At 68.8% G+C, this 26,986-nt stretch carries 27 protein-coding genes and 1 tRNA gene; 17 read left to right on the forward strand and 11 right to left on the reverse strand.

What is annotated here, in order from left to right; all coding sequences use genetic code 11:
• Positions 1-47 precede the first annotated feature (47 nt).
• The gene (locus RIA68_10065) at positions 48-2,156 is read right to left on the reverse strand and encodes an SPFH domain-containing protein (protein ID MEQ8317790.1); all 2,109 of its coding nucleotides are present in this window, start codon (positions 2,154-2,156) and stop codon (positions 48-50) included.
• A 413-nt stretch (positions 2,157-2,569) separates the two neighbouring features.
• Here RIA68_10065 and RIA68_10070 point away from each other — a divergent pair, with 413 nt between their 5' ends.
• The 3 genes from RIA68_10070 (at position 2,570) to RIA68_10080 (ending at position 4,789) form a co-directional block, all read left to right on the forward strand.
• Entirely contained in the window at positions 2,570-3,925 is a 1,356-nt protein-coding gene (locus tag RIA68_10070) for an ABC transporter permease subunit (GenBank protein MEQ8317791.1), read from the forward strand.
• 148 nt (positions 3,926-4,073) lie between these two features.
• Entirely contained in the window at positions 4,074-4,382 is a 309-nt protein-coding gene (locus RIA68_10075; protein ID MEQ8317792.1) for a hypothetical protein, read from the forward strand.
• Between the two features lie 110 nt (positions 4,383-4,492).
• Complete coding sequence (locus RIA68_10080; protein ID MEQ8317793.1) at positions 4,493-4,789, forward strand: hypothetical protein; 297 nt, start codon at positions 4,493-4,495, stop codon at positions 4,787-4,789.
• 24 nt (positions 4,790-4,813) lie between these two features.
• On the opposite strand, the gene RIA68_10085 is transcribed toward RIA68_10080, so the two are convergent.
• The gene (locus RIA68_10085) at positions 4,814-5,314 is read right to left on the reverse strand and encodes a hypothetical protein (protein ID MEQ8317794.1); all 501 of its coding nucleotides are present in this window, start codon (positions 5,312-5,314) and stop codon (positions 4,814-4,816) included.
• 129 nt (positions 5,315-5,443) lie between these two features.
• On the opposite strand from RIA68_10085, the gene RIA68_10090 reads away from it, so the two are divergent.
• Together RIA68_10090 and RIA68_10095 are read left to right on the forward strand one after the other, a co-directional pair.
• Positions 5,444-5,527: transfer RNA gene (locus tag RIA68_10090), tRNA-Leu, on the forward strand.
• A 137-nt stretch (positions 5,528-5,664) separates the two neighbouring features.
• Positions 5,665-6,525, forward strand: coding sequence for a CheR family methyltransferase (locus RIA68_10095; protein ID MEQ8317795.1), 861 nt, complete (start codon positions 5,665-5,667; stop codon positions 6,523-6,525).
• 123 nt (positions 6,526-6,648) lie between these two features.
• Here the strand turns inward: RIA68_10095 and RIA68_10100 are convergent, their stop codons facing one another.
• Together RIA68_10100 and RIA68_10105 are read right to left on the reverse strand one after the other, a co-directional pair.
• On the reverse strand, positions 6,649-6,924 hold the full coding sequence (locus RIA68_10100; GenBank protein MEQ8317796.1) for a hypothetical protein: 276 nt from the start codon (positions 6,922-6,924) through the stop codon (positions 6,649-6,651).
• Positions 6,925-7,153: 229 nt separating this feature from the next.
• Positions 7,154-7,720 (reverse strand): DUF3553 domain-containing protein, encoded by a 567-nt coding sequence (locus tag RIA68_10105; GenBank protein MEQ8317797.1) that lies wholly within the window; start codon positions 7,718-7,720, stop codon positions 7,154-7,156.
• Between the two features lie 168 nt (positions 7,721-7,888).
• On the opposite strand from RIA68_10105, the gene RIA68_10110 reads away from it, so the two are divergent.
• Together RIA68_10110 and RIA68_10115 are read left to right on the forward strand one after the other, a co-directional pair.
• Positions 7,889-8,143 (forward strand): hypothetical protein, encoded by a 255-nt coding sequence (locus tag RIA68_10110; protein ID MEQ8317798.1) that lies wholly within the window; start codon positions 7,889-7,891, stop codon positions 8,141-8,143.
• Positions 8,144-8,155: 12 nt separating this feature from the next.
• Positions 8,156-8,734, forward strand: coding sequence for a flavoprotein (locus tag RIA68_10115; GenBank protein MEQ8317799.1), 579 nt, complete (start codon positions 8,156-8,158; stop codon positions 8,732-8,734).
• 3 nt (positions 8,735-8,737) lie between these two features.
• On the opposite strand, the gene RIA68_10120 is transcribed toward RIA68_10115, so the two are convergent.
• On the reverse strand, positions 8,738-9,622 hold the full coding sequence (locus RIA68_10120; GenBank protein ID MEQ8317800.1) for a ChaN family lipoprotein: 885 nt from the start codon (positions 9,620-9,622) through the stop codon (positions 8,738-8,740).
• A 209-nt stretch (positions 9,623-9,831) separates the two neighbouring features.
• Here RIA68_10120 and RIA68_10125 point away from each other — a divergent pair, with 209 nt between their 5' ends.
• The 4 genes from RIA68_10125 (at position 9,832) to RIA68_10140 (ending at position 15,977) form a co-directional block, all read left to right on the forward strand.
• Positions 9,832-10,848, forward strand: coding sequence for a DMT family transporter (locus RIA68_10125; GenBank protein MEQ8317801.1), 1,017 nt, complete (start codon positions 9,832-9,834; stop codon positions 10,846-10,848).
• 122 nt (positions 10,849-10,970) lie between these two features.
• The gene (locus tag RIA68_10130) at positions 10,971-11,645 is read left to right on the forward strand and encodes an RNA polymerase sigma factor (GenBank protein MEQ8317802.1); all 675 of its coding nucleotides are present in this window, start codon (positions 10,971-10,973) and stop codon (positions 11,643-11,645) included.
• Between the two features lie 27 nt (positions 11,646-11,672).
• Positions 11,673-14,369 (forward strand): protein kinase, encoded by a 2,697-nt coding sequence (locus RIA68_10135; GenBank protein MEQ8317803.1) that lies wholly within the window; start codon positions 11,673-11,675, stop codon positions 14,367-14,369.
• A 96-nt stretch (positions 14,370-14,465) separates the two neighbouring features.
• Complete coding sequence (locus tag RIA68_10140) at positions 14,466-15,977, forward strand: PEP-CTERM sorting domain-containing protein (GenBank protein MEQ8317804.1); 1,512 nt, start codon at positions 14,466-14,468, stop codon at positions 15,975-15,977.
• Here the strand turns inward: RIA68_10140 and bcp are convergent, their stop codons facing one another.
• Together bcp and RIA68_10150 are read right to left on the reverse strand one after the other, a co-directional pair.
• On the reverse strand, positions 15,978-16,487 hold the full coding sequence (bcp, locus tag RIA68_10145; protein ID MEQ8317805.1) for a thioredoxin-dependent thiol peroxidase: 510 nt from the start codon (positions 16,485-16,487) through the stop codon (positions 15,978-15,980).
• A gap of 68 nt (positions 16,488-16,555) precedes the next feature.
• Positions 16,556-17,077 carry a hypothetical protein gene (locus RIA68_10150; GenBank protein ID MEQ8317806.1) on the reverse strand — a complete coding sequence of 174 codons (522 nt, stop codon included), beginning with the start codon at positions 17,075-17,077 and terminating at the stop codon, positions 16,556-16,558.
• A 94-nt stretch (positions 17,078-17,171) separates the two neighbouring features.
• Between RIA68_10150 and RIA68_10155 the strand changes: the two genes are divergently transcribed.
• From RIA68_10155 to RIA68_10180, 6 genes are all read left to right on the forward strand, one after another.
• Positions 17,172-17,714, forward strand: coding sequence for a hypothetical protein (locus tag RIA68_10155; GenBank protein ID MEQ8317807.1), 543 nt, complete (start codon positions 17,172-17,174; stop codon positions 17,712-17,714).
• 134 nt (positions 17,715-17,848) lie between these two features.
• Positions 17,849-19,567 (forward strand): hypothetical protein, encoded by a 1,719-nt coding sequence (locus RIA68_10160; protein MEQ8317808.1) that lies wholly within the window; start codon positions 17,849-17,851, stop codon positions 19,565-19,567.
• An 83-nt stretch (positions 19,568-19,650) separates the two neighbouring features.
• Entirely contained in the window at positions 19,651-20,481 is an 831-nt protein-coding gene (gene folP, locus RIA68_10165) for a dihydropteroate synthase (protein ID MEQ8317809.1), read from the forward strand.
• Between the two features lie 143 nt (positions 20,482-20,624).
• A complete protein-coding gene (gene trxA, locus RIA68_10170; protein ID MEQ8317810.1) occupies positions 20,625-20,963 on the forward strand; it encodes a thioredoxin in 339 nt (112 codons plus the stop codon).
• Positions 20,964-21,000: 37 nt separating this feature from the next.
• Positions 21,001-22,146 (forward strand): Gfo/Idh/MocA family oxidoreductase, encoded by a 1,146-nt coding sequence (locus RIA68_10175; GenBank protein ID MEQ8317811.1) that lies wholly within the window; start codon positions 21,001-21,003, stop codon positions 22,144-22,146.
• Positions 22,147-22,280: 134 nt separating this feature from the next.
• Positions 22,281-23,660 carry a S1 RNA-binding domain-containing protein gene (locus tag RIA68_10180; protein MEQ8317812.1) on the forward strand — a complete coding sequence of 460 codons (1,380 nt, stop codon included), beginning with the start codon at positions 22,281-22,283 and terminating at the stop codon, positions 23,658-23,660.
• Between the two features lie 48 nt (positions 23,661-23,708).
• On the opposite strand, the gene dut is transcribed toward RIA68_10180, so the two are convergent.
• From dut to RIA68_10200, 4 genes are all read right to left on the reverse strand, one after another.
• Positions 23,709-24,173, reverse strand: coding sequence for a dUTP diphosphatase (dut, locus tag RIA68_10185; GenBank protein ID MEQ8317813.1), 465 nt, complete (start codon positions 24,171-24,173; stop codon positions 23,709-23,711).
• Positions 24,170-24,469: a hypothetical protein gene (locus RIA68_10190; GenBank protein ID MEQ8317814.1), complete on the reverse strand. Its 300-nt coding sequence runs from the start codon at positions 24,467-24,469 to the stop codon at positions 24,170-24,172. Before RIA68_10190 ends, dut begins: the two co-directional genes overlap by 4 nt.
• Positions 24,470-24,609: 140 nt before the next feature.
• Positions 24,610-26,259, reverse strand: a complete 1,650-nt coding sequence (locus RIA68_10195; protein ID MEQ8317815.1) for a polysaccharide biosynthesis protein — start codon at positions 26,257-26,259, stop codon at positions 24,610-24,612.
• 39 nt (positions 26,260-26,298) lie between these two features.
• Positions 26,299-26,976, reverse strand: coding sequence for a hypothetical protein (locus tag RIA68_10200; protein ID MEQ8317816.1), 678 nt, complete (start codon positions 26,974-26,976; stop codon positions 26,299-26,301).
• Positions 26,977-26,986: the final 10 nt, after the last annotated feature.

Raw genomic sequence — 26,986 nt, forward strand, 5'->3', positions numbered from 1 at the left:
GCGATGGACGCTCGAGCGCGTCCGATCCGTACGCCATCACGAGCGACTCAGCCGCCCGTCGAAAAATCATCCTGCAGGATCGCGCCGCCCTGCCGATCGTGAGAAAGATCCACGTCGATCGAGACGTTGCGACCGCCCGGCACGATCATGATGCGCTTGCCGTCCAGCGCTCCAAAGAACCGCTCCAGGTAGAGCTGGGCCCGGAAGTACTCCCGGTTGGCCCGGTCGGCCACCGACTGGCCCATGGCCAGCTGTGCCTCGCCCCACTGGCCCATGTGCCGCTCCCACCGCTGCGCCTGCGCCTCGGCGATCAGCGACGCGGCCTGCCCGCCGGCCTCGGCCAGCAGGCGATCGATCTTGAGTTCCTGCTCGACGATCTCGGCCTCGAGCGCCTCGTCGACCTCGGTGCCACGACGCGACTGCAGCCGATCGAGCGCCTCGATCTCGGCCACGATCTCGTCGGCAAGCTCGACCGAGCCCACCGCCTGCGTCAGCGAGCGGATGGCCTCCGCCTGCGCCGCGTTGAGCTGCGCCTGGTACTTCTGCTCTTGCTCGACCACCTGGCCGAACTGCAGGGCCACCGACGCCGGCGGCGCGACGCCCGACACGCCCACCGAGAGGATGCGCACGACTGGTTCGCCGTTCTGCTTCGGATTCGCGTCGATGAACTCCTGCTCGAGGCGATCGCGGATCTCGGCGGCCATCTCGGCGCGCCGCGGGCCGAGCAATTCGTCCACGCGCGTCCGCAGGAGGTACTGCATCACCACCTTCTGCGTCAGGCGGTACAGCATGTCCAGGTGGTTGCCATCCTGCGTGAAGAGCTCCCACGCCTCGACGTCGTCGACCGTGTACCGCACGGGCACCTCGACGCGAAGCAGGCTGAGATCCTGGCCCAGCTCGACCTGCGAGCCCGCCGCGAGCTCGCCCCGCGATGGCTGCACGAGCATGTTCGACTCGTTCTCGGCCATCAGGTTCGTCCAGAGGAACGCCTCGGTCTCGACCGTTCGCGGCGCGCTGGCGCCGTCGATCGTGCGCACGGTGCTCGTCGAGAAACCGGCAAGCCGCTCCACGCGTTCCTCGTCGAACTCGTACACCCCGGGGATCTCGATGCGATCGATCGGCCACGGCAGCTTCCCATGGAGTCCCGGCTGGACGTTCGCATCGACGATGCGGCCGAAGCGCGTATGGATGCCCGTCTGGTCGGGACGCACCACGACCACGCTCGACATGCCCCACAGCACGACCGCGGCCGCCAGAATCAGCATCCAGGCCCGACGCGTCAGCAGCCGGTACATCCAGCTCCGTGAGACCTCGTAGCCGAACTGGTAATCGATGGCTCCGCTGACCGACTCGGCCACGACCTCGGGCGAGGCCACCGGCCCCAGCAGGCGAGACGCGAACGGCGGGCGGAAGCCCTCGTCGGGCTTCCGCGGGCGGTACAGCTCCAGCAGGAAGTTCAGGATCGACTCGGCCCCGAACACCACGAGCAAGATCGGCGACACGTAGAGCATCGCCCGGATCACGTCGTTGCTGCCCAGCTGGTCGACCACGTGCCCCGCGCCCACGAGCAGGCCGAATAGGCCCGTGCCCGCCGCGATGGTCGCGCCGCCCTGCAGGGCCTGCCACGCCGGACGCTTGGCCATGCCCGCCGTGTACCGGCTGAACATGAACCCGAGCACCGCGATCGCCAGGCCCAGGGTCAGGCCCACCAGCTCGTGCGGCGGCGCCACGAATTCGTCGGGATTTGCCAGAGCCCGCCCGGGACCGATCCGCAGGACGCCCGCGAGGATCAAGGCCGCGCCGAACACCAGCCCCACCGCCGGAACGGCCACCGTGCGGATGAGCTTCAGCCGGCGACCGGCCACGCGAAGTCCGCCCTCGGCCTCGTCGAACACGGAACTGGTGGCCGCGTCGGTCGCGGCGAAGGCCTCGGCCTCCATCGCCTCGATGCGCTCGCGCCGGTGCTGGTCGTAGAGGATGAGCAGGACGATCCAAGGCACGATGCCTACGAGCGCGAAGATCGAGCCGGTGATCGCCGTCGGCTCGCGGCCCACGATGCCGTAGACCAGGAGCCCCACGCCGAACACGCTCTGGAAGATCAGGCCCAGGATGCAGTGGCTGGCGGCACGCTTGTAGGTATTGAAATCACCCGACATGCACTCTGGCTCCCGGATAGAGGCTCCCGGAACGAACACTCCCGGCAACGAGGCGGCCCGAACGGACTCGCCCGCGATCGCTCACGCGAGCGGGCCGGCGTCGCGGGGCATGCTCCAGCCGCCCACGGAAGCCATCGACCGCCCATTCTCACGCCCCGGGGCGTCGCTTTCAACACGCCCGGGACGAGATTCGCTCGCCCTCGCTCGCCCCTCCCGAGGCACGCCCGCAACTGGAAACTCCCTACGGAGGCCGCGGACGCAATCGGCAGCTACGAGCCGCCGCGCCCCGGGTTCGCCCCGGACGCGGAAGAATTTCCTTCGGCCACCGACCCAGAGGCCCGCCCGCGGCGAATCATTGCATCCCTCGATCGCCCGGCGACCCATTCGCGCGGCCGTGCACATCCGGGAGGCCCATGCCAAGCCAGATCTTCACCATCGCCCGCAATACCTTCGTCGAGAGCGTGCGCCAGCCCATCCTCCTGCTGCTGGTGCTCATCAGCGGCTTGGCCCAGGTCTTCAACACGTGGTCGGCCAACTTCAGCATGGGCCGGAGCAGCTCCGCCGAGGTCTACGGCGACAATAAGCTCCTGCTAGACGTCGGTTTAGCGACGATCTTTGGTGCGGGCGTGCTCATGGCTGCCTTCCTCGCGACCGCCGTCATCTCCAGCGAGATCGATCGCAAGACCATGCTCACCGTCGTCAGCAAGCCCATCTCCCGGGCCTGGGTCGTCGTGGGCAAGTACCTCGGCGTGGGCGCCGCCATCACGTGCGCCGTCGTGATCATGCTCACCTTCCTGTTGCTGGCCATCCGCCACGGCGTCATGTCTACCGCCGCCGACACCCTCGACATGCCCGTCATCCTCTTCGGACTCGGCGCCGTCATCGGGTCCCTGCTCCTGGCCGCCGCGGGCAACTTCATGTATGGCTGGTCCTTCAACCAGACGGCGTCCATCGCCATGCTGCCGCTGGTGCTGCTGGCCTACTTGGGCGTGCTGCTGATCTCCGCCAAGTGGGAGTTCCAGCCCATCACCACCGACTTCCCGGTCAAGATCATCATCGCCTGCTCGGCCATGGTGCTGGCCATCCTGGTCCTCACCGCCGTGGCAACCGCCGCGAGCACGCGCCTGGGCCAGGTCATGACCATCGTGGTGTGCGCGGGCGTCTTCGTGGGCGGCCTGCTCTCGAACTACTTCCTGGGACGCCAGGCCTTCAGCAACGAGATCGTCGGCGTCGTCGACTTCGCCCAGCCGCCCGAGGTGGGAGAAAACGACCCATCCGCCCGCGGCGCGTTCATAGAAGTCACGCTCAAGGAGCCCCCGCGCGTAGAGATCAGCCAGGGCGATCCGTTCTACTACGGGCCCAATCCCAACGGTGTCGCATTGGTGACGGGCAACTTCACGCCATTCGGCGGCGATCCGACCGATACGCCCAGCCTGTTCGAGGCAAGCACGCCCAGCGGGCTGGTCATCCAGAGCGCTAACGGCAAGGAACTGCTCGTCCAGAACATCGGCGGCGTGCCCATCGAACTCTACCGCGAGCCGCTGCGCGACGACTTCGTGTTCGTCACGCCAACGACGGTGGAACCCGTCGCCGCGACGCTCTGGGCCATCGTGCCGAACATGCACTACTACTGGCTGCTGGACGCCGTCACCCAGAATCGCGAGGTGCCGGCCTCGCACCTGTTCAAGATCGCTGCGTACGCCATCCTCCAGATCGCGGCATTCCTGGCCCTTGCCGTCGCGCTCTTCCAGAGGAGGGATGTAGGGTAAACCCCCTAAACCGCTTCCTTCATTTTGCGTATCATCATCCTGTCAGCGCCCGACTAAAGTAAAGTGTCGGGCGGCGGTCGTGGCCGCCACGCTCAAATCTCCCCCCGGCCCCATCGCGAGCCGGCAGCGAACGAATCGGAGGCCCAACATGTCATCCCTGCTCGACGGCATCGAAGTCAGCGACTCCGGCGGCTCTTCCAAGTCTGGCGGCGGGCCGAACCCCAAGGTCATCAAGATCGCCATCGCCGCCGTGCTGTTCCTGCTCGCCGGCGTGGTCATCGCCATGCAGTTCAACATCATCCCGGCGCCGTGGGGCGGCGAGACCGTCACCAACAGCTCGGGCGACGTCGTCGAGTACCAGCCGCCGGCGAAGGAAGAAGTCGAACGCATCCAGGAACAGCTCAAGCAGGAAGAGGCCGAGTTCATCCGTCGCGGCGGAACCGTCGGCGGCTCCTGATCCGACCGATTCCTGATCCGGCCGTTTCCTGATTCGGCCGTTTCCTGATCCGGCCAAGGCTTAACGGACAAGCAGGCGGTGCGCTACCCGGCGTACCGAGGAGGTGACGCATGGCTTCGCTGCTCGATGGCATCGACTTTGATTCCAACCGCAAGACGCCAAGGCCAAAGGGTCTCGATCCGCGGGTGCTGAAGGTTTCTGCGGCGGCAAGCATGCTCCTGCTTGCGGGCGTCTTCTTCGCCATGCAAGCCGGCGTGCTGCCCTGGCCTTTCGCATCGGGACAGAACGCGAAGGTCGCCCAGCGCGAGGCCCCGTTGACCCAAGAAGAAGTCAACGAGATCAACCAGCGGCTTCAGCAGGACATCGAAGAATTCATCAAGGACGGCGGCCAGGTCGGGCTGTCGTAGGCCGCAAGATCGCTACCAGGTCGATCAGTCTTCGGCGTTGTCGGCGTCCATGTCGCCGAGCTGGCGGAAGCACGCCTCGTATCCAAGCAGCAGGTAGGCGGCAGCCTGAGCGCTCGCGTCCGAGTCGAGCGCTTCGGCCGAGACGTCGACCGGCGAGCGAAACGTGAACAGCATGTCGTCCGAGCGGAAGTGCTCGAACGTCGGACGCGGGCCCTCGTAGCCCAGGTCGACCATCTCCTCTTCGATCAACTCGTCCAGCTTGTCACCCGTGTGAACCAGATCGGCCTCGATCGACTCGCTCTGCCAGCGGTCGGCCATCTCGAGCGCCACCCACACGCGACCGCCGTCCCACCGCACGCGGTAGTACGCCTCCTCGGCCGACCCATCGGCCAGGCAGTCGAGCCGGTTGTTGATGATCTGGCACGACGCGAAGACGCCCGCCTCATTGGCTCGCGCACGGAGGTTCTCCAGCAGCGCGGAGAAGGCGGGCGGCGCGGAACTCGACGTCGATCCAGGCTGAGGCATGGGCCCTCCGGGTGTGGAATGCGGGTCTCTCGCGGGCCTCTGGTCGTCCCGCGGCGCGATCGTACGCTCGACAGCGGGCGGCCTGCCCGCTATCCTCACCCCGCGCCGGGTTTCCCGGCCTCGCCCCACGCCCAGGTGGCGGAACTGGCAGACGCGCTACCTTGAGGTGGTAGTCCTGGAAACAGGGTGGAGGTTCGAGTCCTCTCCTGGGCATTCATTCCCGCTCGGCGGCGCGTCCGATAGCCGCCGCACCGATACGACCAGCACGACCCGTTCAGATGAAACTCGGCCGCGATCCGGCCGATGCTTGGATATCGGTCCGCGATGTCGGCCGACGGAGGGCTCGTTGCATGTCGCAGACGCCAGTAGCCGCACAGGCCAGGGCCACGATCACGGGCGAACAGTTCCAGGCCCTGGCCGAGCTCGTCGCCGATCGCTCGGGCCTGGTCCTCGCCATCAACCGGCAGACGGAGCTGACGCCCTCGTTGCTGGCGCGCGTCGACGAGCTCGGGCTCGAGAGCTTCGCCCAGTACCTCACGCTGCTGACGACGGGCCCGCTGCGCAACGACGAGTTCCAGTCGCTCCTTCCGCGCCTCAGCCCGAGCGATGACTCGTTCTTCGGCCACGAGCAGCAGCTCGGCACCTTCGAGGCCTCGCTGCTGCCGCAGATGCTCGAATCGCGCCGCGACACTCGTCGCCTTCGGATCTTCTGTGCCGCCTGCGGGACGGGCCGAGACGCCTACACGCTGGCGATGATCATCCACCGCACGCTGGGCGTCCGCATCATGGACTGGTGCGTGGAGATCTACGGCTGCGACCTGCACCGGCAGAGCATCGACGTCGCCGAGCGAGGCGTCTTCGACGCCGATGGCGTGCAGTCCGTGCCAGAGGTCATGAGGCTGCGCTACTTCTCGCAGCACGAGGGTCGGTACGCGGTCAGCGACGAGATCACGCAGATGCTCGGCTTCGAGGCCATCGACCTCCGTGATCGGGCGGGCATCGGCCGGCACGGCCGGTGGGACGCCATCGTGTGCCGCGACACGCTCGGCGGCTTCGACGAGCGCTCGCGTGCGGGCATTCTCGGGATGTTCCACGAGGTGCTTGCAGACGACGGCGTGCTGCTCGTCGGCGAGACCGAGATCCTGCCACCCGAGCAACAGGCATTCACGCCCCTGCCCGATCGCAGGCTCGCGGGCTATCGAAAGGCCTGAGCAGGCAGCGTTTCCCGGCACCAATGGAGCACGCCCGTCCCACGTCTGGGCCGGGCGTGCGGAGGACACAAGGCGCCGGTCCGCCTCTCGGCGAAGGGCACGTCTCTCGTCGCTGGCTGGGGCTTACTCGCCCGACTCTTCGCCGGCCGAACGGGCCAGCATGTCGCGCAGGTAGCGGTTCTCGCGGCGGGTGGCCTCGAGATCGAACACGAGGTACTTCACGCTGAGGCGGAGGTAGTCGAGGGACTCCTGCATCTCGCCGATGGCCTTCTTCACCCGATCGTGGCGGGTCTTGGTCTCGTCGGCGAGCTTGCGGAGGCGATCGCGCTCGCCCTGGGGCATGTCGTTGATCTTCGTCAGAAGCTCGCCCAGGCGGGCGTGGAAGTCGCGATCGTTCATGGTGTCCTCCGTCGATCGAGTCTCAGGTTGTGGTCCGCCCCCGCGGCCTGTGCCAGGAACAGATACAACCGCCGCGCCGGCGTGCCACACGCCGGCGTCCGACCAGGCATCTCTTGCGCTTTGTCCTGTAAAAACCGCCCCAGCGCTTCGCCAGGGCAGTTCTCGGTCCGTCTATTTCGATCGGGAAAGCTGGGCGATTCCGCGGGCTCGTGGGGGCCGTGGTGCGGTGTCAACGCCGGACGTTGCGTCCGCGCAACACGTCCTGGGCGTCGTTGGGCATCGACAACGCGATCCGGCGGAACTCGGCCTCGTTCTCGCGCTTCATCTGGCGGCCCAACTCGCGGAGGTGTTCCTCCAGGCCGCGACGGAAGCGGGCGAAGCTGTCCTCGATCTCGTGGCGGGGCAGCTCCGATAACGGATCGACCAGCCCCGTCTGCATCGCCGCCCAGTCGACGAGCGAGCCGCCGCGCCCATTGAAGCGGAAGAGGGCCCCCGTGTCCTTGAATCGGTCCTCGAGCGGCCGAAGCGCATCGCGGATGGGCTCGGGCAGGGCGACCATCTTGGCCTGGAGGGCGGCGGGCTGGAGGTTGACCGGGCCGTCGGCGGTCGCGGCCAGCGCGGGCGAATCGATGACCTCGCGGACGCCCGCCCGCGCGAAGCGGATGCGGACCTTGCGGGTCGGCTCGCCGTCGACGATAGTCGAGATGATCGACAGGACCTCGCCGTGGCCCCACTCTGGACGGGTCGCCAGGCGGACCCGGTCGCCCTTCTTCACTTCTGCCACGCTGCTGGACACCCCTTGCCCTCCTCGCCTTGGGTCGACCCAGTGGGTCTGGGGGCCGATGGTAGCGGCCCAGAGCGCCCGCGGGCGGGCCTATCATTGTGATCGACCCCAACGACATCCCGCACCGTCCGGCGAACCGGGCGCGTGCTGCTCGCATGCCATCGGGAGCCCCCAACCCCCATGATCGAAGCCCTCAAGAGCAACGAGATCGCCTCCAAGGTCGGCGGCCGATTCAAGCTGACCGTGCTCATCCAGCGCCGCCTCGTCGAGCTGCTCGACGGCTCGCGCCCGCTCGTGGATCGCAACGGCCGCAGCGACCTCGAAGTGGTGATCGAAGAGATCATGCAGGACAAGATCACGCTCGAGTTCGCCGAGCCGCAGGCCGCCGAGGAACTGCCCCCGGCCCCGACGCGCTCGCAGGAAGCCCTGCTCTAACGCTCCCTCGCGATGACCAGCCAGCCGACCCCTGACCTGACCGGCCGCCGCGTGTTCATCGGCGTGACCGGGGGCATCGCTGCGTACAAGACTGCCACGGTCGTCAGCAGGCTGAGCCAGCGCGGCTGCGACGTGCGCGTCGCGATGACCGAGGCCGCCACGCGCTTCGTCCCGCCGCTCACTTTCGAGGCCCTCAGCGGGCATCCGGTCGTCACTGGCATCTGGGACCATCACGACCCGGGCGACGTGCAGCACGTGAACCTGGCCGACCGCTGCGAGGTGGCGCTGGTCGCGCCGTGCACGATGGACTGCCTCGCTCGGCTGGCGCACGGCCACGCGAGCGATCCGGTGACCCTCATCCTCAGCGCGATGGATCGCGCGAAGGTCCAGGTGCTGCTCGCGCCCTCGATGAACAGCGTGATGCTTGCCCAGCCGAGCACGCAGCGCAACCTCCGGCAACTGCGCGACGACGGGTACCACGTGCTCGACGCCGAGAGCGGCTGGCAGGCGTGCCGCCACGTCGGGCCGGGGCGGATGCCCGAGCCCGAGACGCTGATCGAGGTCGTCGCCGAGGCGCTCGCCAGGACCTAGGGCCTACGAGTCTTCGCCCTCGGGCTCGCTCGGCCCGACGTAGACCACGATGTCGCCGCGACCCCTGTCCTCGTCTGCCAGTTCCTCGCTCCAGCGGTCGACCATGACGATCGTGAGCACGTCGGCGCCCGGGCGCTGCTGCTTGAGGTACTCGACGGTGGCGCCGTCGAACGCGACGTGGAAGCGGCCGATGACCAGCGCCACCGGCTCGTGCCCGGCCCGCAGCGCGTCGGCCACGCTGTCGGCCATGGTCGCGTCCCACACGAGCTGGGCGCGCAAGAAGTCTGGCACGCTCATGCCGGGCTGGGCCTTGCCCGATTCGTCGCTCGAACGCATGCCGCCCATGATTTCGTTGAAGCGTTCGCGGTAGGCGTCGGGGCCTTCTTCGGTCGGAGGCAGCTCGAACATAGCGCGTTGCGCGGGCGTCATGGCGCGGAGGCGGTCGTAGCCATCCGTGCGCGCAAGGCGAACGTAGCGGCGCGGGGCGTTGGCGGCGATCACGACCCCGCCGGCGTCTTTCGTCGATTCGAACATCGCCTGGTGGGCGTCGGGAAAGTTCGACGCGCTTCGGCCGGCCTGCTTGACGAAGTCTTCCTCCTCGATCATGCCGGCGAGGTACTCGTCGATGGCGAGCTGCTGGTCACGCTCGAAGAACTCGAGGAGCAGGGCGGGCGTCTCATCGCGGTCGCGGACGCTAAGCATGTCCTTCCAGATGGCAGCGGCAACGGGCAGGCCGACGGGGTGGCCGTGGAGCTCGCCAAAGACGACGACGTCGCCACTCTGAGCGGCGTCGAACAACTCCATCACATCGATTGGATCTCCGGTCGCTCCATTGAAGACCTTGACCTGCTCGTATTGGTCGAGCTGGGAAAACGTCTCGTAAGGCATTTTGGGCTTGATCGTCGGCCCTAGCGGACTGAACACGCCACAGCCGCCGGAAGCGAGCCCGATCAACGTGAAGACTGCCAAGACCGCAACGCGTGTGTGAGCTGGCATGCATTCTCCCTGCGCAAGCGTGAAGACCGAGGTCTGATCCGGGCCTCCTGTTCTATGCTCCGGATTCGCGTTCCGCCGCCCCACCGCCGGAGTTCCCCCCCTTGGACCCCACCTTTTACGCCGGCTTCGCAGCCGGGCTCGTCACCAGCCTGCTGTGGGCGCTGACGAGCCTGTGCTTTGCCGCGGGCGGGCGGCGGATCGGGCCCACGCTGGTCAACGGGCTGCGGCTGTACGTGGCCATCCTGCTGCTCACGGGCATGGTGTGGATCACGACGGGCGAGCCGTGGCCCGTCCTGAGCGATCGGCAGTTCATCCTGCTGGCGGCGTCGTCGCTGGTGGGCATCGTCATCGGCGACCAGGCGCTGTTTACCGCGTTCGTCGACATCGGCCCGCGTCTGAGCCTGCTCATGATGAGCACGGCCCCGATCTGGGCGGCCGTGCTGGGGTGGCTGGTGCTGGGCGAGTCGCTGGCCTGGCCGGCCCTGGTGGGCATCGCCGTCACCATCGCGGGCGTGGCATGGGTCATCATGGAACGTCCGACGATGAAGGCCGACGAACGGGCCCACCCCCACCGCGTGCGCGGCATCGTGCTGGCCCTGGTCGGCTCGATGTGCCAGGGCGGCGGGCTGCTCATCAGCAAGGCCGGCATGGGCCACGGCTGGCTCGAGCCCGAGGATCACCTGGGCCCGCTTCCGGCCACGCAGGTGCGCATCGCGGTTGCGATCGTGTGCATGACGCCCGTACTGATCGCCCGTTGGCGGTTCCAGGCCGGGCGCAACGCGCCCAAGATCCCGCCCCGCACGCTGAAGATCGGGCTGGCCTTCACGGCCCTCGGGGCATTCGTCGGCCCGTTCCTGGGCATGTGGATGAGCCTGGTGACGGCCGACCTGACGCCCGTGGCGGTCGCCCAGACGCTGTGCTCATTGGCGCCGGTGATGATCCTGCCGATGGTGGCCTGGAGCGGCGACCGGGTCTCGCCCCGGGCCGTGCTGGGGGCGTGCGTGGCGGTGGGCGGCGTGGCCATCCTGGCGTTGCTTCCCGCGATCTTGCCCGAAAGCTGGACGAAGTCTGGGCCCGCGCGTGAGTCGGAGGCCTCGCCTGCGCTGGACGGAGGATGATGGCCACTCCCTCTCGACAGGCCGACGGGCGAGCAGCCCGTGTTCGGGCACCCGAACACGGGGGGAAACGCGAAGCCGTCGGTTACAATCCCCTGGGCAGGAGGCTCCGGGGGGAATCGACCATGATCCAGGACCAATCGGACCGGGACGGTTCGGGCGATGCGGCGGCGGACCCGTGCGAAGCGCTGCTTGCGCGAGCGATGAAGGGCGACCGCGCCGCGATCATCGACCTGCTGGAGGACTGCGCGCCCATGCTGCGTGGGAGGCTGGAGGGCAAGATCCCGCCACAGCTCCGGGTGACCATCGAGGCCGACGACGTGCTGCAGGTGACCTACATCGAGGTCGTCGGGCGCATGTCGCAGTTCAAGACCGGCGGCATGAGCGGCTTCCGCGCCTGGGTCTCGCGCGTGGCCGAGAACAACCTGCTCGACGCCATCCGCTCGGCCCACGCGGCCAAGCGGCCCGACCCTGCCAAGCGCGCGCACTCGCCGCGGAACGCCGACGACTCGGCGGCCACGCTCATTGATGTGCTGGCGGGCGATAGCAAGGCCACGCCCTCGCGATTCGTCGCGCGCGGCGAGGCAGTCATGGCGATGGAGCGCATGCTCGCAACGCTTCCGGCCGACTACGCCAAGGTCATCCGGCTGTACGACCTCGCCGGGCATCCGGTGGAGGAAGTGGCCAAAGAAATGGGCCGGTCGACCGGGGCCATCTTCATGCTCCGCGCTCGCGCACACGACCGGCTCCGCGAGGCCATGGGCGACGAAGAGCAGTACTTCTCCCGCCCGGGCGGTTGACACCCCACTCACGACGGACGCTGCTGCATGGACGAGACGCCGAACCAGGGAAGCGATCAGGGGCCGCCAACCCCCGACGACGCCGCGCGCCAGCCGGACGAAAGTTCGAGCGCCGAGCGTCGGCTCATCGAGGCCGCGTTAGAGGGCGCCGAGCCCGCGAGCGGCTGGCCCGAGTCGACGCAGGCATGGTTCGAGGGCGCGCCGCTGCCGCCGCACGGGGCGTTCCCCGGCTACGACATCGTGCGCGAGATCCACCGCGGCGGACAGGGCGTGGTGTACCAGGCCGTGCAGCTCAGCACGCGGCGACACGTGGCGATCAAGGTCATGCACTCGGGCCCGTTCATGGGCTCGTCGGGCCGCGCGCGGTTCGAGCGCGAGGTCCAGGTGCTGGGCCAGCTCGACCACCCCAACATCGTGGGCATTCACGACAGCGGCGTGACGACGGATGGCTCGTGCTTCTACGTAATGGATTACATCAGCGGGAAGCCGCTCGATCGCCTGATGGAGGAGGGCCAGCTCCCCATCCGCGAGTCGCTCCGGCTCTTCGCCAAGATCTGCGACGCCGTCGCGGCGGCCCACCTCAAGGGCGTCATCCACCGCGACCTGAAGCCCAGCAACATCCGCATCGATAAGCACGGCGAGCCCATCGTCGTCGACTTCGGTCTCGCGAAGCTGGCCATCCCGGACCTCGACGCCGAGGGCAGCGGCCGGCTCATGAGCATGACCGGGCAGTTCATCGGCTCGCTGCCGTGGGCGAGCCCCGAGCAGGCCGACGGGTCGCCCACGAACATCGACGTTCGCACCGACGTGTACTCGCTGGGCGTCATCCTGTACCAGCTCCTGACGAACCGCTTCCCGTACGAAGTGCTGGGCAACATGCGCGACGTGCTGGACAACATCGTCCGCGTCGAGCCCGCCCGGCCCAGCACGATCCGCCGCAAGATCAACGACGAGGTCGAGACGATCGTGCTCAAGGCGCTGGCCAAGCAGCGCGAGCGCCGCTATCAGAGTGCGGGCGAACTCGGCCGCGACGTGCACCGGTTCCTCGACGGCCAGCCGATCGAGGCCAAGCGCGACAGCGGCTGGTATGTCATCTCCAAGACGCTGAAGCGGTACCGCGTGCCGGTGGCCCTCGGGGCGGGCGGGCTGGCGGCGCTCGTCGTCTTCGCGGTGGTCGTCTCGGTGCTGTACAGCGACGCGGAAGCAGCGCGCGGCGTGGCCGAAGAGAAGACGGTCGAGGCCCAGCGATTGCTGGAGGCCGAAGCGGAGCAGCGCGCCCGGGCCGAGGCTCGCCTCGCGGCGGTCTTCGACCTGACCGAGACCATGACCACGGTGTTCTACGACGCGGTGGTCAACCTGCGTGGCGGCACCCCGGCGAAGCTCTCGCTCGCCGAGCGGGCGGTCGCAGCCCTCGATCAATTCGAGGACGACGTGCGGGGCGATCCGGTGCGCACGCTCCAGATCGGCCGGGGGCGGCTCCGGTTGGGCGATCTCTATGCCGGCCGCCGAGACCTGCACCGCATCGGCAAGCCGGAGGAAGGCCAGGCGCTGTATGCCTCGGCGCTCTCGCTCGCCGACGCGGTGTTGGCCGACGAGCCTGGTTCGGTCACGGCGATGCACCTGCGTGCTGATGCGCTGACGCACCTGGGGCACGCGGCCCGGCTCATGCGTGAATTCGAGCGCTCGGTCGAGCTGTACGAGCAGTCACTCGCCGCCTTCGACAAGGCCATCGACGCGCCGCCCGATACCGACGAACTGCTTGGCAAGCTCAGGCTCGCCCATGCCGACGCGCTACTCGAGCTTGGCAACTCGCTCATCGGGCAGGCGCTACGCAGCGACGATGCGGACCAGCGCTCGCGGCTCAATGCCCGGGCGGAATCGACGTACGAGCGCGGCCGGACCTCCTTCGATCGACTCTCGAGCCAACTGGAAGGGCTGCAACGGAACCGAGCCAGGCTGGGCGCTTCGCGTGCGCAGGTGCGGCTCGCGCTCATGCGCATCCGCGCCAGCGAGGCGTCGATCGCCGATCCCGGGCAAGCGGACCGGGGCCTGGAGGCGATCGACCGCGCCGTCGCGCTGCTCGCGAGTGCGAACGACACGCTGCAGTCACTCGCCGAGGCCGAACCGGCGAACGGCGTCTATCCCTCCGACATGGGCGTTGCCTACGACGCATGGGGACAGGCGCTCCGGCAGCGGGCCCGCCTGTACGAGGCGATGGCGGGCGAGGCGGCCGGCGAGGATGCGGCAGAGCCTCTTGAGCAGGCGCGCATCGCGAGGCGCGATGCGGTGGCCATCCTCACCGATGGCATCGACATCATCCGACGCTCGATCAACGCCGACGATTCGGACGTCGCGTTCCATCGCACGCTCGCCCACCTGCTGAACAAGCGCGCCAGAGCGCTCGATGCGCTCGAAGAGTCTCGGCAGGCCGAGCAGGACTTCGTCGAGTCGGCCGGCGTTCGAGACATGCTCGCCGACACGGACCCCACGGGCCAGCACCTGAACGACGCGATGGTGGGCTGGTACTACGTCGGGGTGTTCAGGGAAGGCCAGGCCGACGAGACCGGGGAGGAGACGACGCTCCGCGAAGCCCTCGCTGCCTTCGAGCGGGCCCGCGGCTACATCGAGCAGCAGCAGCAGGCCGGCATGAGTACCGATAACGGTGATCTCACGACCATCGACGCCCGTATCAAAGCCGTACGGGACAAGCTTTCGTCCGGCTGATCTTTTCAAACATTGCGAATGGCCTTGAGTCACCGTTCGCATTCTGATATCTTGCACCCAGAGAGACACGCCGCGGTCGCGGCGAGAGGAGAGAACATGGCGACTCTGGGCCTTCCCCGTGTGGTTGTTTCCATGGGTGTCCTTGGCGCGTGCGTCCATGCATGCGTGGGGCAGGTCATCGATGCAACGTGGATTGATGACACGTCGGGCACTTGGTCCGACGCGGCTCGGTGGTCGTCACCCGACTTCCCGACGGCGCGGGGCCCGGACCTGTACCGGGCCATCATCGAATTCGACTCGGGCGGCGCGTACACGATCTCGCTCGGTGCCGCCATTGATCTTGACAGCCTGAGGTTCACCAGCACCGACGCCACGATCGACGGCGGCGGCACGGGCACCATCGTCGTTCGTACCGAGCTGGAGTTCGGCGACGGCACGGCACGGGCGATCTCGGAGCTCATGAGCGAGGGCACGCTGCTCTTCACCGGCGACCTCGTTGCGGAAATCGACGACACGCCATTGTGCCACGTGGGCTCCGTGGGTCGCAAGACCGGCACGGGCGACATCCTGCTGACGGGAACGACCGTCTTCGAGATCATGGACGGCAGCTCGTTCACGATCGAGAGCAGCGGCGACTTCGGCGGCGATGGCACCGCACGCATCATCAACGACGGCGTTTTCGCGAAGCAGTCGGCGGGGTTGACGCTCATCGAGGACGTGGGCTTCGTCAACACCGGCACCGTTGTCGTCGAGGACGGCACCCTCGAGATCACCAATCCGATCCTGCCCAGCGCGGGCACGCTCGGCCCGGCGACCTACGACATCTTCGACGCAGCGACGCTGGATCTGTCGGGCACGACGCTCGATACGAACCAGGCCGACGTGATCTTCCGCGGGCCAGATTCGGCGTTCCCGCAGTTCTCGGCCGTCGAGACGAACCAAGGCCTCGCGCGTGCCGAGGGTGGCGCCGACATCTCGTTCTCGCCCACCAGCGGGCTGGCCAACGAGGGCGTCCTCGAGGCGGACGGCGTGGGCTCGACGATCACCGCGACGGGCTCGCTGACCAACACGGGACAGATCACCGTGTTCAACGGCGGGATCGTTCGATCCGCCACGGTGGAGAACAACCTCGGCGTTGTCGAAGGCAACGGAACCATCCAGGCCGCGCTGTTCACCAACAACGGCTTGGTCAGCCCCGGGAACTCCCCGGGCGTGCTGGTCACCGAGAACCCTACCGGAACGCACTTCTTCCAGCAGGGATTCGACGGCACGCTGCTCATCGAGATCGAGGGACGCACGCCGGGCATCGATCACGACGTGCTCGAGATCCGCGGCGGCGCATTCCTCGACGGCGTGCTGCAGCTGGAGTTTTCCCCCTTCTCGGGGGAGCCGCCGGTGCAGCCGGGCGATCAGTTTGAGATCATCCTTGCCGACAGCCTCGACGGTCAGTTCCGCGACATCGAGCTCCGGGGCCTCGGCCTCGAGGGAGACGTCGACGTCCTCTTCACGCCCGGTGGGGTGGTGATCGTCGTGCAGCAGGTCCCGGCCCCGGGGGCACTCGTACTCCTCGGCCTGGGAGGGATGATGGCGGGCCGCCGGCGTCGGTGATCAGTCGAGTTCGCGAAGCGCTCCGGCAACGTCGTCGACGTGGCCGGGCACCTTGACCTTGCTCCAGACCTGCGCGACCTTGCCGTTCGCGTCGATCAGGAAGGTCGTGCGCTCGATGCCCATGTACGTTCGGCCGTACATGCTCTTCTCGACCCACACGCCGTACTTCTGCGCGACGACGGGGTCGGGCTTGCCTTCGTCGTTCTCGCGATCGTCGGCCAGCAGCGGGAAGTTGAGATCGTTCTTGGAGGCGAACTTCGCTTTGCTCTTCGTGTCAAGGATGCTGATGCCAAGGACCGTCGCGCCGAGCTCCTCGAACGCGGGGAGCTGATCGCGGAAGTCGCAAGCCTCCTGCGTGCAGCCACTCGTCGAGTCCTTCGGATAGAAGAACAGCACCAGCGGCTTGCCGGCGTAATCGGAGAGCGCGTGGGTCTGGCCGTCCTGGTCCTTCAGCTTGAACGCGGGTGCTTTTCGGCCGGCCTTGATCGGTCCTTCGGTCGTTGCGGGCATGGGTGCCTCCTTCCGGTGAGGAGGCTACGGCCTGCCGCGTGCGATGCCGGCGAGCGTCAATGCAGGATTCAGGAAAGCACCCATCGGACCATGGTCGCCGCCAGCACGACGCCCACCATCATCGCGATCGCGAAGCGGGCCATGACCGGCAGCGATGCCGGGTTGGGCGTGTGGGCCTGGCGGATGAGCGGGAGTCGCTCGGCCGTGGCGAGCCCGAGCGGTTCCTGCCCGCAGCGGGCCGAGTCCTGGACGATGGCGATGACGAGGTTGGCGTCGAACTGCCGCAGCCCAAGCCGCGTGGCCTGGCTGAGGAGACGATCGCGGGACTCGGGGCGGAGGATGGCCGAGCGACCGCCCTCCATGCTGGCGGCGACGCGGCAGGCGAAGACCCACCGCGCGTCGGCCGCGTCGATCGAGGCCGCCTGTCGGTTGGCCCGCGCAACCTCCAACTCGCGGGCGGCCTGCCGGATGGCCTCGCTGGGCCGCTCGGGCTGCGTGGCGTCGCCCACCAGTGACGCCACCGCCCGAGCCGCGTTGCGTGCCGGCAACGCCGTTGCACGCACGCCACGCCCGTCGCCGACGAGACGCAACGAATGACCATTTCCGGCAGATTCCACCATCGCAGTGCCGGAGGGTGCATATCTCGTGCCGAAGCGGCCCGAATCCGTCGATACACTGGCCAGCATGACCGAGGGAGACGCCCAACCCGAACAGCCCCTCCAGCCGGACGAACGCGCGGGCGATGCGCTGCCCGATCTGGCGGTTTCCCGGACGCCCGAGGCCGTCTTGCAAGAGCTCGGCCAGGCGGCACGCCGGGGCAAGCTGCCCGAATACGCCCCCGGCGGCCCCGACGACGCCCTGTTCCGCGCCAGTGCGCTCGGCCATCCTTTCGACCGGGACTTGCTGGCGTGGGCCGAACCACGCGACGGTGGCGTTCGACTCCGATTCGGGCTGCACTGGCGGAAGAAAGTTCCGATAATCTACGTCATCGCCATGATTGCGACGGTGGAGCCGGGCAGGTACTTCCTGGACGTCATGATCCCCGGCTCGTGGGGCTGGGGATCGATCATGTGGTGGTACTACCCGCTCACGATCCTGTCGCTGCCGATCATGTGGTGGAGCTTCGTCCGCAGTTCTCGAAAGACGACAGAGGAGACGGCCCGCGAAAGCCACGAGGCGATCCGGACGATCCTGGGGGCGGAAGCGGTTGGCCCGGATCGTCCCTGATAGGAAGTTTGCCCAACGCACGGAAAGGGCGGCCCGCCAGTTCCGATAGACTTATGGCCCCGGCGCGGCGTGACCGCGCCCCAAAGGAATCACCCATTCGGCCCGGCCGGCTCCAACAGGCCAGGAGGAAGCACATGCTCAAGTCTGCTCGTTCGTTCGAAGGCCTCGCCGGCCGGATGTCCTGCGTCATCGCCGCCTGCGGGCTCGCGCTCTCCGCGCCCGCGTTGGCCAAGCCCCAGGTGCTCGACTGGGTCCCCACCGACGTGAGCGGCGTCATCGCCGTCAACAACCTCGGCGGCGCGATGGGCGATCTTCGCGCGTTCTATCAGGCCAGCAACCTGCCGCCCATGGAAGGCGAGATGCAGGCGATGCTCTCGGAGGTCGACGGCGTGGGCGTCGATGCCGGCCGGTCGGCCGCGTTCTTCTTCATCGGTGGCGACCAGAACAGCGTGATGCTGCTGCCGGTCACCGGATACAACGAGTTCGTCACCGGGCGTGGTGGCGTGGGCGCGGGCGTCGAAGAGATCGAGTTCGGCGGCCAGAACGTCTTCGTGAAGAAGGTCAACGACTCGTACGTTGCCATGAGCGACGATGACGGCTTCCTGGAGATGTGGGAGCCCGCCAACGGCAACCTCGAGGCGCACGCCAGCGCCATCGGCAGCCGCTCGCTGAGCGCGGCCGAGTCGGCGGACCTCTTCATCGTTGGCTCCATCGCCTCGCTCGCCGATGAGTGGCGGCAGGGCTACGAAGGCATGAAGGGCATGGCCATGATGTTCGGCGGGCCTGAGGCCGCCCAGGGCTTCGGCGCGATCGACCCGCTGGTGGGCGCCTTCCTGACCGATGCGCAGGCAGGCGTCGTGACGCTCGACTTCGCCGCCGACGGCGTGACGGCTCGCATGCTGAGCCGCTTCAAGGAAGGCTCGATGCTGAGCGGCTTGTTCCAGGGCAAGTCGAGCACTGAAGGCCTGCTGGCCCGCGTGCCCGACATGCCCTTCGCGTTCGCGGCGGCGTACGACACGTCGTCGCCCGGCGTGCAGAGCATCCTGGGTATGATGCAGGAGGGCATGGGCGACGAGATGGCAGGCCAGGCCCGCGCCATGATGGACATGCTCAACAACTCCAGCGGCGGAGCCATGGTGCTGGGCGCTCCCTCGATGCAGGAAATGAGCATCGGCGCCGGCGCCTTCGTGCGGAGCGCCGCGTACTACCGCTCGGACGAGCCCGGCAAGCTGCAGAAGGCGTTGGCCGACGGCATGAAGATCGCCGACGGGCAGCGCACCGAGCAGGAAGGCCTGGTCATTACGACCAACACGAGCTACCGCCCCGAAGCCCGCGTGATCGACGGCGTGACCGTCGACGAGTGGGGCGTGACCACCAACATCGAGGGCGAAGCCAACGAGCAGGCCATGCAGGCCCAGATGGCCATGAGCATGATGTTCGGCAGCAACGGCCTGGGTGGCTACGTGGCCCCCACCGACAACGGCGTGGTCATGACCATGTCCCGCAACAGCCAGATGCTGACGCAGACGCTCGAAGCGGCGTCCAACGGCGGCGGCCTGGGCACCAACCAGAGCATCGACGCCATCTCGGCCAAGCTGCCCGGCGACCGGGCGCTGGAGCTCTACGTCGGCGTCGACCACCTGCTGGGTATCGGCGCCGCGTTCCTGGGCGACATCCCCGAAATGCCGCCGGTGGCGATCGTCGCGGCTAGCGGCGACGGCACCGCCGAGATCGCGCTGCACATCTCCCCCGTCGTCATCTCCAAGGGCATGGAGCTCGGCATGATGTTCGGCGGCATGGGCGGGCCGGGCATGGAGTTCGAAGACGACGGCATGGGCGGGCCGGCCTTCTGACCGACGCCGCGGCCCCATCCCGGTACTGGGCGCTGGCCCACGGACGCGCGGTTGCTCTCGAGCAGCCGCGCGTCGTTGCCATCCTGAACGCCACGCCCGACAGCTTCTATGACGGCGGCGAGCTTGCAAGCGTGGAGGCCGCCGTCGAGCGTGCACGGCGGGCGGTGCGCAAAGGCGCGGCGATGCTCGACGTCGGTGGCGAGAGCACGCGGCCGGGCGCACCGCGCGTCGCGGCAGACGAGCAGGTCGCGCGGGTCGTGCCCATCATCGAGGCGATTCGGGCGTGTGAAGATCGAGCGACGGCGGACGTACCCATCAGCGTCGATACGACGCGAAGCGATGTCGCGCGTGCCGCGATCGACGCGGGCGCCGACGCCGTCAACGACGTCTCGGGCGGCACGGAGGATCCGAAGCTGCTGGAGATCGTCGCGCACACCGGAGCGGGGCTGGTGCTCATGCACCGCGGCGCACCGCCGCCCCAGGACAGGTACGCCGACGAGTACGCGGACGAGCCCGACTTCGCCGGTGGCGTGGTGGCGACGGTGCAAGCGACGCTGGCGGCACACGCACAACGCGCGCTGGATGCCGGCGTTGCGCCCGAGCGGATCGTCATCGATCCGGGTCTCGGCTTCGGCAAGAGCGTCGAGCAGAACGTCCAGTTGCTCCGCCGCATCGGGGACCTTGCGTCGCTGGGTTACCCGGTGTACGTCGGGGCAAGCCGCAAGCGGTTCGTGGGGCGCATCTCGATCGGGCCCGAGAGCGAGCCGGCGGATCGGCTGGCGGGCTCGCTGGCATGCACGCTCCTGGCCGCCCAGGGCGGAGCCCTGCTCCACCGCGTGCACGACCCCACCGAGCACGTCCGGGCCTTATCGGTATTGAGCGCCTGGAATGCCGGGCGCGAGAATGGGGTTTGACCGTGGCCCTCGCTCCGCCGAACGCCGAAGCGAACGGCCTCGGTGGAAGGCCGAGTGAGGCTCGCTAGGATCGGGTGTCCGGTCCTCGCGGCACCGGAATGGATGGGTCTGTGAACGACCCCGAGCGACGCAAGGAGCCACGCATGGCCAACGAGCACGTACAAGAGTTTACCGACGCTAACTTCGAGGCCGACGTGCTCAAGAGCGACCAGCCCGTGCTGGTCGACTTCTGGGCCGAATGGTGCATGCCGTGCCGGATGCTCGCGCCGATCGTGGACCAGCTCGCCGAGGACTTTGCGGGCAAGGTCAAGGTCGGCAAGCTCGACACGGACGCGAACCGCGACGTCGCGGTGAAGTACGGCATCCACGCGATCCCGACCATCATCCTCTTCAAGGACGGCGAGCCGGTGGAGAAGTTCATCGGCCTCAAGAACCGCGAGGAACTCGCCGCCGCGATGGAAGGCGCCGTCAGCGCGGCCTGACGCTTTATCCCCACGCGGGCCATACAGTCACCCCCTGGTGAGCAGCACGAACCCACAGTCCGGCCAGACCAACGGCGCCCGCCTTCGCTGCGGTGCGGTTGGTGTTGGGCGCATGGGCCGCCACCACGCACGCGTGTACGGCCAGCTCCCCGACACCGAGCTGGTGGGCGTCGTCGACGCGGACGTCGAGCGCGCGGCCGACATGGCCGAGCAGTTCGGCGGCAAGGCGTTCAGCGATCTTGACGACCTGCTGGCCGAGGGCGTCGACGCGGTCTCGATCGCCGCGCCGACGACGGCGCACCGCGACCTGGCCGAGCGCTGCATCAACGCCGGCGTGCACTGCCTCATCGAGAAGCCGCTGGCCGGCACGTCGAAGGACGCCGAGGCCATCCGCGACCTGGCCGAGCAGCGCGGCGTGGTACTGATGGTCGGGCACATCGAGCGGTTCAACCCGATCATGCGGGCGATGCAGCGTGCGACGGCCGAGGATGACTCGATCACGCCTCGCTTCATCGAGGTGCATCGCGTCAGCCCGATGACCTTCCGCAGCGTCGACATCGGCGTGGTTATGGACATGATGATCCACGACCTCGATGTCGTGCTCATGCTCATGGGCGGGCAGGAGCCCGACGAGATCCAGGCCGCGGGCGTCGCGGTGGTGACCGAGCACGAGGACATCTGCAACGCGCGGCTGACCTGGCGCAAGCCCGGCGGCGCCTGCGTTGCAAACATCACGGCCAGCCGGCTGGCGCTCAAGACCGAGCGCGTGACCCGCATCACGGGCGAGAAGGCGTACATCAAGCTCGACTACGGGGCCAAGACGGGCGTCATCATCCGTCGCACCGCGAACGAGCTGCAGATGCAGGAGATCCAAGCCCAGCTCCGCAGCGGCGTCGACCTGACGGACCTCAAGTGGGACGAACTGGTCAACGTCGAGCAGCTCGAGATCGACGACGGCGAGCCCATCGTGATGGAGATCCGCGCGTTCCTCGACGCGATCCATACCGGCAGCCCGCCGCCGATCGACGCCCGGGCCGGGTTCGCCAACGTGCGGACGGCCCAGCGCATCGTCGAAGCCATCCGTGCAACCATGGGCGACAACCTCGCCGCGTCGAATCCAAACATCGAGGGCGTGACCGGCCCCGGGCAGGAAGCCCCCGTCGGCCGTCCCTCCGGTCGCTGAGAGACCCCGAGCCGAAGAGCCGGACCGCGAAATCGTCAGGCTCGCCCCGCACGGACGCCACTTTAGCTAGACTTTCCCCCGTTCCGGTGGCGTTGCCCATCGGTCGCACGCCCACCCGTCCGAGACCCAACGCCATGGCCGACCAGCAGCCCAGTACGCCCGCGAGCCCTTCGCCGACGCCGCCCGCCGACCCGGCGCCCCAGCCAGAACCGACGGCGCAGGTATCCGAGACCATGCCCACCACCGAGGCGCTCAGCGACGAGCTTTCGAAGCAGATCGATGCGGCCATGGAGGCGTCGACCCCGCCGGCGGCCGGTTCGCAGGGCGGCGGCGCAGGCAAGCAGCCCGGACAGAGCGGCATCCGCGGCCCGCGCGTGGTCGGCGGCCAGGGCCGGCCCAACCTCCGCGAGGGCAAGGTCGTCAACGTCACCGAGAACGACATCTTCCTCGAATTTGGGCCCAAGGAGCTGGGCATCGTCTCGCGCGGCCAGTGGCGTGAGGGCGAGAACCTGCCCGAGGCCGGCCAGGACCTCGAAGTCATCGTCGAACGGTTCGACAAGGCCGAGTCGATCTACGTCTGCGCCCGCCCGGGCGCGATCCGCAAGGCCATCTGGGACACGCTGCAAAGCGGCCAGGTTGTCGAGGCGACGTGCGTCGGCACCAACAAGGGCGGGCTCGAGATGGAACTCGCCGGCGGGCACCGCGCGTTCCTGCCGGCCAGCCAGGTCGCCATCGAGCGCGTGAACGACCTCGACAAGTTCGTGGGCCAGAAGCTCGAGTGCGAGGTGCAGCGCGTCGAGCGACGCGGCCAGGGCAACGTCGTGCTCAGCCGGCGGTCGATCCTCGAGAAGGAACGCGCCAAGGAAGCCGAGAAGCTCAAGGACACGCTTGCGGTCGGCCAGATCGTCGAGGGCACGGTGCAGCGCATCGCGCCGTTCGGCGCGTTCGTCGACATCGGCGGCATCGACGGGCTCGTGCACGTCTCGGACCTCTCGCACGATCGCATCGGCCAGGGCGAGAACGCCGTGCGCAAGGTCGTGAAGGAAGGCCAGCAGGTCCGCGTCGAGATCCTGAAGATCGACTGGGAGAACCAGCGCATCGGCCTGGGCATGAAGCAGCTCCAGGCCGACCCATTCACCGAGAAGGTGGGCGAGATCGAGGAGGGCGCCGAGGTCTCGGGCCGCGTCACGAAGATCATGGACTTCGGCGCGTTCGTCGAGGTCGCCCCGGGCGTCGAGGGCCTCGTGCACATCTCCGAGCTCGACCACAAGCGCGTCAAGGCCGTCGGCGACGCGGTGAAGCCCGACGAGGTCGTGAACGTGAAGGTCCTGAGCATCGAGCCGGGCAAGCGTCGCATCAGCCTGAGCATCAAGGCCCTCAAGCCGGCCCCCGCCGGCGCCAAGGGCAAGGGCGAGCGTGGGCCGAGCGCCGACGAGATCCTGAAGGAGACGCCCCAGCTCCGCCGCCTGCGCGAGAAGTTTGGCAACAGCGGCTTCAAGGGCGGGCTGGGCTGAATTCGTCTTGGAGCTTGAAGCAAGAACCCACGCGACGGCGTGGGTTTTTCATGCGCTGGCCGAGACGCCCGTGGAGCCGAAGCCTTGTGTACCGCGGGCGGTCTCGTCGAGGTCGTCGACGACGACGACGTCGCACATGGCGACCGGGGCGATGACGAGCTGGGCGATGCGGTCGCCGTGCTCGATGGTCTGGCGGTCCTTCAAGAGGTTGATCAGCGCGATGCGCAGCTCGCCGCGGTAGTCGGCGTCGATCGTGCCGGGTGCGTTGGGCACCGTGATGCCGCGCTTGGTGGCCAGGCCGGAGCGCGGACGCACCTGGCCCTCGAAGCCGCCCGGGATGGCGATCGCGAGCCCCGTGGGCACGACGGCGATCTCGCCGGGCGCGAGCGTCATGGTGGGCGTTGCCTCGGGCAGGCACGCGGCGACGTCGAGGCCGGCGGCGTGCGCACTCTGGCGGCGCGGAATCGTCGCGCGCTCGTCGAGCACGCGGAAGCGCACGGGCGGTAGCGTCATCGGGCGTTGGCCCAGCGGCGGCCGGTCTCGACGCTGGCCGAACTCGACAGGCTGGCGAGCTGGCGGTCGGCCGCGGCGACGATGCGTTCGGCCGACTGGATGGCGCGGTCGAGGCTGCTCACCCCGGCCACTCGCTTGTAGGTGTCGCCGCCGGGGCGCTGGGCCATGCGGGCCTCGCTCTCCTTGCGGGCGGTGCGGAGCTCCACCAGCGCCACCTCGGCCCGCGCACGCGTGGCGCGGAGGTCGGCCAGCAGCGTCGGCAGGTCGGGCTTCTTGGTGATGGTGGCAGTGGCCATTGTGTCGTGGGGGTGTGGTGGGGTCTCGCGTGCGGGCGTGGCTCTCAAGACCTGGAGCGGCTCCGCGATGGCGTGAACGCAAGTTTAGCCGTCTCTTGTTGGTCGGATCGCCTCCGGCGTTTCTGCCTGCGTGCTCGGGCTCAGTGGTTTCCCGCATTCCCTCCGAGGCTGGGGATCCATCGCCGCAGCTCGGCGAGCACGGCGTCGCGGTTGGTCGGGTCGGGCATGGCCCGCAGCGCTTGCAGGGCCTCGAAGCCGTCGGGCCAACCGGAACCCTCGCCGGCATCTCGCAGCCGCAGCACGCCGGGGCAGGCGGTCTCGACCAGCTCCTCGGCGGCGTGGACGAGCACCTCGTGCAGCTTCTCGCCCGGGCGGATGCCCGTCTCGACGATGGTCTGGCGGTTGGGATGCTGGCCCGGGCCGGCCGCCACCTCGTTCCAGGCGGGCTCGAGGCCGTGGGCGCGGGCGAAGCGTTCGGCCAGCGTCGCGATCTCGACGGGCTCGCCCATGTCGAGCACGTAGACGCCGCAGCCATCCGCTGATCCTTCTTCGGGCTCGAGCGCACCGGCGTGGGCAACGAGCAGCGCCGCCTCGCCGATGGTCATGAAAAACCTTGTCATGCGGCGGTCAGTGATCGTGATGGGCTGGCCCTCGGCGACCTGGGCGCTCCAGATGCGCAGCACGCTGGCGGCCGAGCCGAGCACGTTGCCAAAGCGCACGATCGAGACCCGCGTCGGCCTCCCCTCCGCCCTGGCCCGCGCATCGGCGGCGATGCCGTAGGCCTCGGCCAGCCTCTTGGTCGCGCCCATGACCGAGCGCGGCGCGACGGCCTTGTCGGTCGAGACCAGCACGACGCGGTGCGCGCCGGCCTCGATGGCCGCGTCGACCAGCGCCGCCGTGCCCATCGCGTTGTTGGCGATGGCCTGGGCCGGGTGGTCTTCCATCAGCGGCACGTGCTTGTGCGCCGCGGTGTGGAAGACGATCTGCGGGCGCTCCTGGTTCAGCAGGCGCCGCGTGCCGGCGCGGTCGGCGACGTCATGGAGTAATGCGCGGCGGGCGACGTCGGGGTGGGCCCACGCCAAACGCCGATCGATCTCGAACAGCGCGTTCTCGGCGCGCTCCATCAGGATCATGCTCGCCGGCGAGAAGCGGGCGCACAGGCGGGCCAGCTCGCTGCCGATCGACCCGCCCGCGCCGGTGACGAGCACGCGCTTGCCGTGGATGAGCTCGCGCAGCGGCGCCTCGTCGGTCTCGCGCATGGGCCGGCCGATGAGGGCCTGCAGGTCGATGACCGGGGCCGTGCTCATGGTCGCGCCGGCCTTGGAGTCCGGCGGCCCGCCGAGCCCGACGAGCACCGGCGGCTGCCGCTTCAAGAGATCAACCACCGGCGGCAGGAAGCGCTCCTCGAGCCCGGCCTCCTGGATCGCCTGGCGCACCCGCGCGATGCCGGCGTGGTCGTCCAGCGGCAGGCTCACGATCGCGACGCGCACGCCCATGTTCTCGCGGGCGTTCTCGAGGGCCTCGAGCGAACCGAGCGTCGGCACGCCGATGAGCCCGGTGTGCCCCTTCTCGCCGATGCCGGTGAGCACGAGGCCGACGATCATGGGCCCGCCCTCGGGGATGGACCGGGCGGCCAGGGCGGCGGTGGTTGCGTCGCCGACGATGACGCTGGGCACGCCGGCCAGGGGCAGCAGGCCCCGGGGTCTTGCTCTGGTCGTGGCCTTCGGCGCGGGCCCGGTCGTGGCCCCGGTCGTGGCCCCGGTCGTGGTACTCTGGGCAAGCTGGCTCATGGGTGGTGTATCGGCCGGATGGCCCCGACAGGGGCAGACTCACGCCGCGCGCCCGCTCGCATGCTCCTCGATGACACCCCTAGACCCGAAGCTCACCGTCTTCTCCGCCGGCCTGCCGCGGCGCGTGGTGGTCATGGCGACGACGCGGTAGGTAACGCTCGCCGTGCCGGGCGGGATCGTCTCGTCGCGGAAGCGGCGCTCCGGGGCGGTGCACACGAACTCGAACCTCCCGTCGAGCCCATCGCGGCGGTGCACCTCGTAGGTCACGCCGCGCAGGCGCCGCCCGCCCTCCGCACGATTGTCGCACCTGAAGGTCGCCGCCAGCGAGCCGTCTTCCAGGAGCCGGAACGCGAATCGGAAGGGCGTGCCCGGCGCCGGCATCGGCGACGCGTCGCGCCTCGAGGGAATCTGCGCCTCGGCCAGGACCTTCCTCGGGCTGGGCTGCGCCGCGGCGAAGGCGCGCACGCGGCCGACGGCGTGCGAGGCGCGCGTGCGCAGGCGGCCCGTGCGATCGCGGTAGCGCTGCAGCGCGGCGGCCGCGGCGTCCCTCGCCCGCTGGTACGCCCGCTCGGCCTCCTCGGCGGCCTGGGTCAGGCCGTCCAGCTCGTCGACGGTGGCGTCGTCGAGCCCGATCGACTCGGGGTCGCCCTCCCACGCCTTCACGTGGGTCTGGCACCAGGGGATCACGTCGGGCAACCGCTCGGGGATGGTGGTCATGCCGGTTGTT

The organism is Phycisphaerales bacterium, from assembly GCA_040217175.1.
In the GTDB taxonomy this organism is placed as follows: Bacteria; Planctomycetota; Phycisphaerae; order Phycisphaerales; family UBA1924; genus JAHCJI01.